Here is an 11,926-nt window from a genome sequence, read left to right as displayed (position 1 = left end):
TCCTTATCTCCCGTAATAAGTTGGAAACATCTTCTGGCTAGAATAAGAGCGTAAAGAAAGAACAGGCTTTGACGACTTAAGCCGTTGCCTGTATAATCGGTAGAAAGGGGAAGAGATGATGAAAGCAAGAATGAAGGAGATATGGAGAAGGAGCAAGGTGGTGATCATCGCGGCCGGCATGGTGATCTGCATGACTGCAGCCTTCTTTTTCGGTGCCGCGTGGTCAAGGAACGTGGCTGAAAGAAATGTGGTGAAGGCCGCAAATAGCGAGGCCGAAAAAGAAATGCAGGACGAGCAGGAGATAGCGGAGTCTGCATGGGGCATATCAGAGGATTCCCTGTATAAGGATGTAACGGAGGATCAAGAGATCGCAAGACAGGTATGCCAGAAGTATCAGTTGGATTACGAGACGGTATTGATAAAAGACGTAACCAGAGAGATGCGGAATTATGAGGAAGCCCTTTGGCTCTTAAAAAATATGGGCGATAAGCCGCTGCTTGAAAAGAACGTAGATGATAAAAAGAAACCTGAGGAATCTCTGGCGCTGGAATGCCTGGAAGTCTATATTGACGACTTGTATGCATTCGGGGAAGCGAAAGAAGTCATCGAAGAAGCGTGCAGCACGTTCGGAATCGATCCCGGACAGGCAGCAGTATCCAATCTGACGGCAGACCAGCTGGTCCAGATCGGCGAAAAGGCATATGAAACTTCAGACCATCCAAAAGGATAAAAGACATGGCAGTTATATTGATTGTAGAAGATGACAGAAAGATCAATGAATTGATACGCAGGACTCTCGCAATGTCGGGACACACAGGGCTTACGGCTTTTTCCGGCCGGGAAGCCCTTAAAGCGGCGCAGGAGAATCGGCCAGATCTGATTCTTCTGGATATTGGCCTTCCGGATGCGGACGGCCTTTCGCTGATGAAGCAGTTTGACGGTATCCCCGTCATATGCGTGACAGCCAAAGGCGAAGTGTCAAACCGGGTAAAAGGGCTGATGGGCGGCGCGGAAGACTATATCGTCAAGCCATTTGCCCTGGAAGAACTGATTGCCAGGATCCAGGTAGTTCTGCGAAGAAATCACAAGGAACAGACGCTCTACCGAATCGGTGACACGGAGATTGATCTGAAAAGCGGCATTGTCAAGAGGAATGGAGCCATAGTGGAACTAGCCAGCCAGGAATATGGACTATTGAAGACGCTGCTGGAGAATAAGAATATCGCGCTGTCCAGAAGCCGCCTTCTGGATCTGGCCTGGGGGATGGACTATGAGGGGGAAGAACGCACTGTTGATGTACATATACGCAGGCTGAGGCAGAAACTGGGAATGGAAGAATCTATCAAGACAATTTTTAAATATGGATATCGATTGGAGATATAAGATGCAGTTATGGAAAAAGAATTTTCTGGCCATTTATTTCCTGCTTCTGGCAGTAATCTTTGGCGGCCTTCTTTTTCTGGAAGGCTATATGTGGAATCATGAGCTGGAGCAGTGGAGCAAGCGGGCATGGAAAGGAGAGAAAAGCGCAGCCTACCTGGTGGAGGGATTCTATAGCGAAGATAAAGAACAGATGTCCATGAATATTGACTATGCTGCCAAAAAATACCGAAACTCAGGAATCTATATGAATATCACCATAGATGGGATTCGCATGGCCAAGCATGTGCCAGAGGGCCTTGAATTAAGGGACCATTCGCAGATCGTAGAGCACAAGGGAGGCAAGTTTTTGGTAATTGCGGACAGGATGATGATAGAAGGAGAATCTGTGGAGGTCCTATACATGGAAAGCCTGGAATCTATGTACCGGATGCAGAACGAGCGGCTGCTGGCGTTTGCGGGCATAGGAATTCTTTTCTCCGCTATGGCGGGCCTGCTGCTCTACGCTACCATGTTAAGGATCAACCGTCCCGTCAGCCAGGCAGCCCATGAACTTCGCACGCCCCTTACCGGCATCCGGGGATATGCGGAATACATCATGATGGCCAATATCACGGAGGAAGAACGATTCTATGCTGCTGGCCAGATCGTAGAAAGCGCGAAGAATCTGGAAGATGTGGTAGAAAAACTTCTGATCATGGGAAATCTGGCAGAAGGCACGGTAAGCATGGAAAACGTCGATTTGATGTGCCTGGCGGATAAACTAAGGACGAAATACCCGCAGGTAAAGATTACGGGAAGGACAGGCCGCCTATGGGGCGACCCGGTACTGATCGAATGCCTTTTTGAAAACCTGCTCTCCAATGCCATTCACGCGGGAGACGAAGTGAAGGTTATCCTGAATAAAGGATCCATCAGCATCTGGAATAACGGAGCGTATATCGGGGAAAAGGAATTAAAGGCAGTCAACAAGAACCTTAAGATGCCCGGTAAGCGCAAAGGCAGGCATGGCTACGGTATCCGCCTGTGTCAGGAGATCGCGGCGGTACATGGATGGCGGCTGGTATATGAATCATCCAGAGAAGAAGGAACCACGGCCCGGATTATATTATGAGCCCGCATAGCAAAATAGCAGATTCTCATTCGGATAGACATAAATCATGTTTATCCGGATGAGGATTTTTTTTGTGCATAACGACAGAAAAAACACTTGCAAAATTGTGTGTTTGGTCGAAAATACAAAATAAGGTTGACTTTTCAAACGTAGGATGTTAGTCTTTAACTACCAAATAACAACCAACGTAGGATGTTGGGTGAAGAGAAAAAAGGAGGCTTTTATGAAGGTTAGGGCATTGAGTTTGCTGATTGCTGGGGCCGTAATCATCAGTACGCTGACCGGATGCGGCAAAAGTTCATCGGATAAGGCGGCAAATGAGAAAAAAGATGACAGTTACCAGAAGATTGAACTGGTAATGGCTGTAAACGGAACGGATATCCAGATTGATGCCAGAGTGGCAGACAAGTTTGCGGAACTGGTTGAAGAAGAGACGGATGGAAATGTTACGATCGCCGTTTATCCCAATGACCAGCTTGCGGGAGGAAACTCTACGAAAGGAATTGAGATGATCGCGGGAGGAGGCGTAGATCTGGCTGCTTATGCGACCTGCGTTATGGCAGTCATTGACGAGCAGCTGTCGGTAGCTACGATTCCATGGATATTCGAGGATTACCAGGATGCAAGAGAGACCATCGACGGGACTGGTGGAGAGTATTACGCAGAGCGCCTGGAAAAGAAAGGCATTACATATCTGGGCTCCTTCCACAACGGCTTCCGTCAGATCACGAATAGCAAGCGGGAAGTGAAGACGCCGGAAGATGTCAAAAGGCTGAAGATCAGAGTGCCAGGCAGCGAGGTATATATGAAGTTCTTCAAGACGCTGGGGGCGGATCCCGTGGCTATGAGCTGGAGCGAAGTGTTCACAGCCATCCAGCAAGGCACGATAGACGGGCAGGAGAACGGCATCTGCATTACGGAATCGGCGAAGATGGATGAGGTACAGGATTATCTTACATTGTGGAATTATACATACGAGAACGACCTGTTCGTGGCCAATACCGAGATCTGGGAATCCCTGGAGCCAAAGACGAGAAAGATGCTTCAGGAAAAGGCAAGGGAAGCCTGCGAGTGGGGAAGAGACACGCTGGAGGCCGAAGAGGCGGATATTGTAAAAGAGTTTGAGGCAGAAGGAATGAACGTGACAGAACTGACAGAGGAAGAACTGGATGCCTTCAAAGAGTCGATAAGCGGCATGAAGCAGGAGTTTATTAAGAAATACGGCGAGAAAGCCTGCGAGGCTTTTGACATTGAAGAGGAATAGGAAGGAGGAAGTTGCTATGAAGATATTTGACAAGATAGAAGAAATACTGGCGGCGGTATGCCTGGTTGTCATGGCAATCCTTACATTTGCCAATGTTATAGCCCGATATCTGTTCAGTGCGTCCTTCTCCTTCTCAGAAGAGATTACGACTTACCTGTTCGTCCTTCTGAGCATGCTTGGAACCGCCATCGCGGCAAAGCGCCGGGCGCACCTGGGACTGAGCATCGTGACGGATGCTGTTGGCCCGAAGGCAGAGAAGATACTGCGGATCATCGGCTACGTGGCGGCTGTGCTATTTACCGGAGCCATCTTTTACTACGGGATCCGCATGGTGATGAATCAGAGAATGCTTGGACAGGTTACGGCGGGCATGCAGTGGCCGGAATGGATTTTCGGATCCTTTGTCCCCATCGGGGCATTCTTTGCTACGGTACGGTTTATCCAGGTACTGATAGAAGAAATTAGAAGAAATCCAGAAAAGGAGGAACGTGAATAGTGGTAGCAGCAATTCTATTTATAACATTTGCCATACTGCTTCTGATAGGCGCGCCTATCGCGGTATGCCTCGGAATATCAAGCGTGGCGGCAATGATCGCGCAGGGAGCCGGACGGCCGCTTGAGACGGTGATGAGCAGCCTGCCGATGATCGTATCTGCATCCACCAGCAAGTTTGTATTACTTGCGATTCCCTTCTTCATTCTGGCAGGAAACATTATGGAGAAGGCTGGAATCTCAGAGAAATTGATCAAGCTGGCGGAGGCCTGCGTAGGACACATCAGAGGCGGACTGGCCATCGTGTGCGTGATCGTTGCCTGCTTCTTTGCGGCGATCTCCGGATCTGGCCCGGCTACCGTGGCGGCCCTTGGAGTCATTATCGTACCGGCAATGATCAAGTCCGGTTACAAGCCGGCGTTCTCGGCAGCGCTGATGGCAGCGGCAGGAGCCATAGGAGTTATCATTCCTCCGTCCATTACCTTTGTCGTATACGGCTCTATAGCCGATACTTCCATCGGAGACTTATTTATCGCAGGACTCCTTCCCGGAATTATTATGGGAATCGGCTTGATGATCGTAGCGTTGGTGGTAGGCAGAAAATCGGATCTAAAGACGCTTCCAAAAGCCAGCAAAAAAGAACGCTGGGCAGCGTTTAAGGATGCGTTCTGGGGCCTGATGATGCCGGTTATCATCCTGGGCGGCATATATGGCGGAATCTTTACCCCGACCGAGGCAGCGGCAGTATCCGTTGTATATGGGCTTTTCGTAGGAGTCTTTATTTATAAGAAGATTCGCTTCAAAGAGTTCTACGCGATTCTGATGGACACTACATCAACCACGGCGACCGTCATGTTTATTACGATGGCAGCCAGCCTGTTTGCCTATGTGCTTACAAGGGCAAGACTCGACGTGACGATCAGCTCGGCGCTTGAAAATGCCACGGGCGGAAGCGTAATTATCTTCTTTATTATTGTTAACATCATCCTATTGATCGCAGGATGCTTCCTGGACTCAACATCGGCGCTGTATATTTTTACGCCGCTGTTCGTACCGGTCGCTCAGGCTTTGGGCATAGATCTGATCCATTTAGGCGTTGTCATGATCGTAAACCTGGCAATCGGACTCTTTACGCCGCCGGTAGGCGTCAACCTCTACGTAGCCTGCGGGGTAGGAAATGTCAACCTGAAGCAGATATCAAAGGCAGTGGTCTCTTTGATTCTTGCAGCATTGATCGTATTGCTGCTGGTAACCTATATACCTAAGATTTCACTACTATTTATTTAAGAAGGAGCAAGAAAGATTATGAGAAATGTAAGTGTGGAAGAACTGGAAAAACAGAGTATTGAGTTAAGAAAAAAAGTAATCACCATGATACATAAGGCCAAATCCGGACACCCCGGCGGATCCCTCTCAGCGGCAGACTTTGTGACCGCATTGTATTTCCGTGAGATGGATATTGACCCTAAGAATCCAAAATGGGAGGACCGGGACCGGTTCGTATTATCCAAAGGGCATGTATGCCCGGTCCAGTATGCAGCGCTTGCCACGCTGGGATTCTTTGATGAGTCCGTGCTGGATACGCTTCGCCAGGAAGGTTCCATTCTCCAGGGGCATCCGGATATGAAGAAATGTCCTGGAATCGACATCTCCACCGGATCCTTGGGACAGGGCCTTGCCTGCGGCGTAGGAATGGGAATCGCAGCCAAGAAGGATAAAAAGGATTACAGAGTATTCGTCGTGGTAGGAGACGGCGAGTGCCAGGAAGGCGAGATCTGGGAGGCAGCCCAGACTGCGCACAAGTACGAACTGGATAATCTGGTGGTATTCGTCGACAACAACAACCTGCAGCTGGACGGAACGACGGACGAGGTAATGCCGAACATTAATCTGGGCGAGAAGTTTGCGGCATTTGGCTTTGATACATACGAGATTGACGGCCATGACATGAAGCAGATCGTGGATACGCTGGATCGCATCCGCATGAGAAAGAATGGAAAGCCCAAATGCATCTTTGCCAATACGGTAAAAGGAAAAGGCGTATCTTTTATGGAAAACCAGTGTGGATGGCACGGTGTTGCGCCTGACGATGAGCAGTATGAGCAGGCAATGAAAGAACTGGATGAACAGTTGAAAAAATTGGAAGCCAGATAATCAGTAAAAGCGGATGGAGGAGAATAAGATGAGTGAAGTTAAGAAAGCAACCAGAGATGGTTTTGGCGAGGAGATCGTAAAACTTGGAAAATTGGATAACGATATTTATGTAGTAGACGTAGACATCGGAAAGTCCTGCAAGACAGGAGAATTTCGCAAGCAGCTTCCGGAGCAGTATCTGAATGTGGGAATTGCGGAGCAGAACGCGGCCGGCGTGGCAGCAGGCCTTGCAACATGCGGAAAAGTCCCGTTTATCGTAACCTATGCGGTATTCGGCTCCCTGCGCATGTGCGAAATGATCCGCCAGGAGGTCTGCTATCCAAAGCTGAATGTAAAGATCGCCTGCTCGCATGGCGGCGTGACACCTGCAAACGATGGCGCCAGCCACCAGAGCATTGAGGATATGGGCGTTTTGAGGACGATTCCGAATATGACCGTGCTGATGCCTGCGGACTATAACTCCGCAAAGAAGTTGGTAAAGGAAGCCGCAGAATATGAAGGACCGGTATATCTTCGGTTTACGAGGGATGCAATTCCGGTGATCTATCCAGAAGATGCAGAATTCAAGATTGGAAAGGCCAACAAGCTCAAAGAAGGAAAAGACGTATCCATCATAGCAAACGGAGACACCGTCTCCATCGCGATCAAGGCAGCAGAACTTCTGGAAGCAGAAGGCATATCCGTAAAATTGCTTGATATGCATACCATCAAGCCTCTGGATAATGAAGCAGCCTTAGAATGCGTCAACGAGACCGGCAGAATCATAACCGTGGAAGATCATAATGTTATGAATGGACTTGGAAGCGCGGTCAGCGAAGTGGCTGCCGAGACAGGAAGATGCGTCGTTAAGCGTATCGGCATCCAGGATCAGTTCGGGCAGTCCGCGCCATATGAGAGACTGCTGGCAATCAATGGTATCACCGTAGAAAATATTGTAGCAACAGCAAAAGAATTAGTAAAATAAATAGGGAAATAGCAGGAGGAATAAAAAGATGTTGGATTTTGATGGTCAGGTAGTAATTGTAACAGGAAGCGGATCCCCAAAGGGAATTGGAAAGACGATTGCCAAGACGTTCGCAAAGCAGAAGGCAGCGGTTGTCATTGCAGACATGAATGAAGCGGGCGTGCAGGACACGGTTAAGGAGATTAAAGAACTGGGCGGCGAAGCTTTCGGCGTAACGGTAAACGTGACGGATGAGGCATCCGTTCAGAAGATGGTAGACGACGTTATGAAAGAATACGGACGCATTGATGTGCTGGTCAATAACGCAGGGATCTCCCAGAAGGTAACGGTGGAAGATATGACGCTTGCGGATATGAAGAAAATCTTTGAAGTAAATATGTTCGGGCTGTTCCTGTGTACGCAGAAATGCATGAAGGTCATGCGTCAGCAGAAATACGGAAGAATCGTTAACTTGTCCTCCGTATCTGGAAAAAGAGGGGGCGGCGTATTCGGAGGCGCGCACTATTCCGCATCTAAGGCAGCAGTGCTGGCATTCTCCAAGAATCTTTCCAGAGAGATCTCGGCAGAGGGAATTACGATCAACAGCGTTTGCCCTGGCCTGATCAATACAGAGATCTGGAAATCCCTTCCAAAGGAAGACGCTGACAAGATCATTGACGGAATCCCGATGGGACGCCCGGGAGAGACACAGGAAGTTGCGAACGCGATCGTATTCCTGGCATCCAAGGAAGCATCCTACATTACAGGAGAAGAAATCGACATCAACGGCGGATCTCACATGGATTAATGAAAAACACCCCACCTTATGCCTGACAAATAATAGACAAAGCTTGAGTTTTATGGTAGTATGTTGGTTGTAGGATAAGGCAACGAAGAATGAAGGGGTGACGAGAATGCAAACCATCAGTTATTTGAAAAAAGTAAGCAGTGAATCAGTAGTGCAGCAGGTGATCAATGCGCTGACAGACGCCATGATCAACAGAGAACTTCGCCCGGGAGACAAGATCCCGACAGAGGCGGAGATGGCTGAGAACATGGGCGTTGGGAGAAATTCCATACGGGAGGCCATTAAGATCCTGGTGTATCTGGGAGTGCTGGAAATAAGGAGAGCGGAAGGCACGTTTGTCTGCGAAGGATTTTCCGAGAGCATGATCGACCCCATGATTTATGGCATTATATTGGATAAAGAGGATTCTTACGAGAATCTCATGGAGCTTCGTGAAATGATCGAGGTAGGCGTACTCCAGCTTGCCATGGCAAAGGTCCAGGAAGAGGAACTGAAGTCTCTTAAGGAAAAACTGGGACATATGAAGACTGCCATTGAAGCAGGCTCTGAAAATGTGGAGAATGCCTTCTGGGCTGACAACGAATTCCATGATGCCATATGTAATATAGGGAAGAACCCCCTGGTAAATAAAATCAACCAGGTGGTGCGGGTCCTGACGTATTCCATGCGTTTCACCACCGTTGAGACGATGATCAAGACGGGAAGGGGACAGGAGTTATACGAGGCGCACCAGAAGATCTACGAGATGATTGAGAATAAAGTTACGGACAATCTTAACATGGCTGTAAGAAAAACTTATTTTTCTGAAATCCCATTTGCCAACAGAGAAGATTAAATCGCTACGCTTCTCATACAGCCTGTTGTTGATTGGCAGGACTGCTGCGAAAGAATAGAATTCTGCGGCAGTCCTTTTTTAAATGGAAAACGAGGTGTAAATTATGATAGCAGTCGGATGCGATCACGGCGGATATGACCTGAAGCAGGAGATTCTCCGTTATCTTGAAGAACAGAATATAGAATATACGGATTATGGCTGTTATAGCCGGGAATCCGTTGATTATCCAGTGTATGCGAGAAAAGTGGCGGAAGCGGTGAAGGATGGAGCATGTGAAAAAGGAATCCTGATCTGCGGCACTGGAATCGGGATTTCCATCGCGGCCAACCGGATTGCGGGAATCCGTGCGGCGCTTTGCGCAGACTGTTTCAGCGCACAGGCAACAAGAGAGCATAATGATGCCAATATACTTGCTCTCGGAGCACGCGTGGTGGGACCAGGGCTGGCGGTAAAGATCGCCGATACATTCCTCCATACGGATTTTTCGGGGGATGAACGGCACAGGAGAAGGATTGAATTGATAGAAGGGTAGGAAATGATCATGAGAAAAAAAGGATTACTGGCAGGGCAGTCCGGAGGCCCTACCGCTGTCATCAACAGCAGCCTGTACGGCGTGGTTGCGCAGGCGCGATGCCATAGGGATGAGATTGCGGGAATCTATGGAATGGTGAATGGAATTGAAGGATTCCTGGAAGGAAAGGTACTGGATTTTGAAAAAGAACTGCCAGGGGAACGCTTAGACGGGCTTCTGACAACCCCGGGCGCTTACTTAGGCTCCTGCCGCTATAAGCTGCCGGAGGATCTGGAAGATCCGGTGTATCAGAAATTATTTGAAAAGTTTGAAGAACTAGGAATCGGATATATCCTGTATATAGGAGGAAATGATTCCATGGACACGGTAAGCAAGTTATCCCGATATGGAAAGAAGATAGGAAGCAGCATAGCCATTCTCGGCGAACCCAAGACTATAGACAACGATCTTGTGCTTACAGACCATACGCCGGGATTTGGGAGCGCTGCGAAATATGTAGCTTCTACCGTTCGGGAGATTGCCACGGATGCCAGCGTATATGAGACGAAGTCCGTGACGATTGTGGAGATCATGGGGCGTCACGCAGGCTGGCTGACGGCTGCCGCAGTACTGGCAAGAAAGTATGAAGGAGACAATCCTCTTTTGATCTATCTTCCGGAAGTTGCTTTTGATCAGGAGGCATTCCTGGAGCGCTTAAAAGCATGCTTTGAGGTTTCGAAAGCCGTGGTAGTCTGCGTATCAGAAGGCATCCGGGATCAGGAAGGCGTGTTTATCTGCGAATACGACAGCGAGGCAGGCACGGACAGTTTTGGACATAAGATGCTGGCCGGCTGCGGCAAATATCTGGAGCGTCTGGTAAGGGGAAGGCTTGGCGTAAAAGCCAGATCCGTAGAACTGAATGTCAGCCAGCGCTGCTCTGTGTCCATGATGTCAGACACGGATCGCCAGGAGGCGGTCATGGCGGGAAGATATGGCGTACGCGCGGCATTAAAAGGGGAGACAGGCAAGATGATATCTTTCGTGCGCGCGGCAAATGCGCCTTATCGCATCGACTGCGGGCTGGAAGATGTGGATGATATCTGTAACAAAGAAAAGACTGTGCCTCTTGCGTGGATCACGCAAGACGGCTCTGACCTTAGCCAGGAGTTCCAGGAGTATGCAAGGCCGCTGGTAAAAGGAAACGTACAGGCAACAGAGGATGAAGACGGGCTACCGCTCTTCGTCTGCCGCAGATCATAGATTTCGAGAAAAAGGAGAATGAATTATGGGATTAGTAACAACCAAGGAAATGTTTCAGAAGGCTTACGAAGGAGGCTACGCGATCGGCGCCTTCAACGTCAATAACATGGAAATCGTGCAGGGAATCACAGAGGCAGCGGGAGAACTTCGTTCTCCGGTCATCCTCCAGGTATCAAAAGGCGCGCGCGCATATGCCAACCATACTTATCTGGTCAAGCTGGTAGAGGCGGCCTTAATGGAACATGATATACCGATGGTGCTGCACCTGGATCACGGCCCGGATTTTGAGACATGCAAGGCTTGTATTGATGGCGGGTTTACCTCAGTTATGATTGACGGCTCCCAGTACGACTTCGAGAAAAACGTAGAGATTACCAGGCAGGTAGTGGAATACGCCCATGAAAAAGGCGTCGTGGTAGAGGGCGAGCTGGGGAAACTGGCAGGCGTGGAAGACGATGTAAAGGTGGATGCGTCAGACGCCATGTACACGCATCCGGACGAAGTGCAGGAGTTCGTGGAGCGTACGGGCGTGGATTCTTTGGCCATCGCGATCGGAACCAGCCATGGCGCATTTAAATTCAAGCCAGGACAGAAGCCGCAGCTGCGCTTTGATATCCTGGAGGAGATTAGCCGCAAGATTCCAGATTTCCCAATCGTGCTTCATGGAGCATCCAGCGTCTCTCAGGAATGCGTTAAGATTATTCAGGAAAATGGGGGAGAACTGGCAGATGCTATCGGAATCCCGGAAGATATGCTGCGCCGCGCTGCCAAGTCTGCCGTCTGCAAGATCAACATCGACTCCGACTTAAGGCTTGCTATGACCGCAGGCGTCCGCCAGGTGCTTGCGCAGAAGCCAGCAGCATTTGACCCAAGAGAATATCTGAAAGTCGGAAGGGCCAATGTGAAGGAACTGGTTGAGCATAAGATCAGGAATGTGCTGGGAAGCGACTACAAAGCATAGAAAAAGATAGAGGAAACGCGTCTTGAGAAAATTGTGTTGACAAATAATACATTTTCACATATTATATATCCTATACAGAAAAAAGACGCTGAACGGAAAGAGTAGCAGGCTATGGAACTGAAAGAGAGAAACTGTCACCGGCTGAAAGCAGTTTTAAGGGAAGTATCTGTGAAGTGCATCCGGGAGTCGATTTGGCGAACGCAT

General features: G+C 49.0%; 13 protein-coding genes and 1 other annotated feature (1 of these 14 only partly in view). All 13 genes read left to right on the top strand.

Features of this window, described 5'->3' with window-relative positions; all coding sequences use genetic code 11:
- Positions 1-115: 115 nt before the first annotated feature.
- A complete protein-coding gene (locus tag K0036_RS11390) occupies positions 116-730 on the top strand; it encodes a hypothetical protein (RefSeq protein WP_220429765.1) in 615 nt (204 codons plus the stop codon).
- 5 nt (positions 731-735) lie between these two features.
- Complete coding sequence (locus K0036_RS11385) at positions 736-1,383, top strand: response regulator transcription factor (RefSeq protein ID WP_220429764.1); 648 nt, start codon at positions 736-738, stop codon at positions 1,381-1,383.
- A gap of 1 nt (position 1,384) precedes the next feature.
- Positions 1,385-2,494, top strand: coding sequence for a sensor histidine kinase (locus tag K0036_RS11380; RefSeq protein WP_220429763.1), 1,110 nt, complete (start codon positions 1,385-1,387; stop codon positions 2,492-2,494).
- 223 nt (positions 2,495-2,717) lie between these two features.
- Positions 2,718-3,758, top strand: coding sequence for a DctP family TRAP transporter solute-binding subunit (locus tag K0036_RS11375; RefSeq protein WP_025643203.1), 1,041 nt, complete (start codon positions 2,718-2,720; stop codon positions 3,756-3,758).
- Between the two features lie 16 nt (positions 3,759-3,774).
- On the top strand, positions 3,775-4,254 hold the full coding sequence (locus K0036_RS11370; RefSeq protein ID WP_025643204.1) for a TRAP transporter small permease: 480 nt from the start codon (positions 3,775-3,777) through the stop codon (positions 4,252-4,254).
- Positions 4,254-5,537, top strand: a complete 1,284-nt coding sequence (locus K0036_RS11365) for a TRAP transporter large permease (RefSeq protein ID WP_025643205.1) — start codon at positions 4,254-4,256, stop codon at positions 5,535-5,537. Before K0036_RS11370 ends, K0036_RS11365 begins: the two co-directional genes overlap by 1 nt.
- 18 nt (positions 5,538-5,555) lie before the next feature.
- Positions 5,556-6,404, top strand: a complete 849-nt coding sequence (locus tag K0036_RS11360) for a transketolase (RefSeq protein ID WP_025643206.1) — start codon at positions 5,556-5,558, stop codon at positions 6,402-6,404.
- A gap of 28 nt (positions 6,405-6,432) precedes the next feature.
- Complete coding sequence (locus K0036_RS11355) at positions 6,433-7,368, top strand: transketolase family protein (RefSeq protein ID WP_220429762.1); 936 nt, start codon at positions 6,433-6,435, stop codon at positions 7,366-7,368.
- Positions 7,369-7,396: 28 nt separating this feature from the next.
- Positions 7,397-8,155: an SDR family NAD(P)-dependent oxidoreductase gene (locus K0036_RS11350; RefSeq protein ID WP_025643208.1), complete on the top strand. Its 759-nt coding sequence runs from the start codon at positions 7,397-7,399 to the stop codon at positions 8,153-8,155.
- A gap of 106 nt (positions 8,156-8,261) precedes the next feature.
- Positions 8,262-8,990, top strand: coding sequence for a FadR/GntR family transcriptional regulator (locus K0036_RS11345; protein ID WP_025643209.1), 729 nt, complete (start codon positions 8,262-8,264; stop codon positions 8,988-8,990).
- A 103-nt stretch (positions 8,991-9,093) separates the two neighbouring features.
- Complete coding sequence (gene rpiB / locus K0036_RS11340; RefSeq protein WP_025643210.1) at positions 9,094-9,522, top strand: ribose 5-phosphate isomerase B; 429 nt, start codon at positions 9,094-9,096, stop codon at positions 9,520-9,522.
- Between the two features lie 9 nt (positions 9,523-9,531).
- Positions 9,532-10,761 carry a 6-phosphofructokinase gene (locus K0036_RS11335; RefSeq protein ID WP_220431303.1) on the top strand — a complete coding sequence of 410 codons (1,230 nt, stop codon included), beginning with the start codon at positions 9,532-9,534 and terminating at the stop codon, positions 10,759-10,761.
- Between the two features lie 25 nt (positions 10,762-10,786).
- Positions 10,787-11,722 carry a class II fructose-1,6-bisphosphate aldolase gene (gene fba, locus K0036_RS11330; RefSeq protein WP_220429761.1) on the top strand — a complete coding sequence of 312 codons (936 nt, stop codon included), beginning with the start codon at positions 10,787-10,789 and terminating at the stop codon, positions 11,720-11,722.
- Between the two features lie 79 nt (positions 11,723-11,801).
- Positions 11,802-11,926, top strand: a binding site (T-box leader) (it continues 113 nt past the right edge of the window).

This window comes from [Clostridium] scindens (genome assembly GCF_019597925.1).
In the GTDB taxonomy this organism is placed as follows: Bacteria; Bacillota; Clostridia; order Lachnospirales; family Lachnospiraceae; genus Clostridium_AP.
The sequence above is the reverse complement of the archived record's forward strand: the minus strand, read 5'-3'. Positions and strand labels throughout refer to the sequence as shown.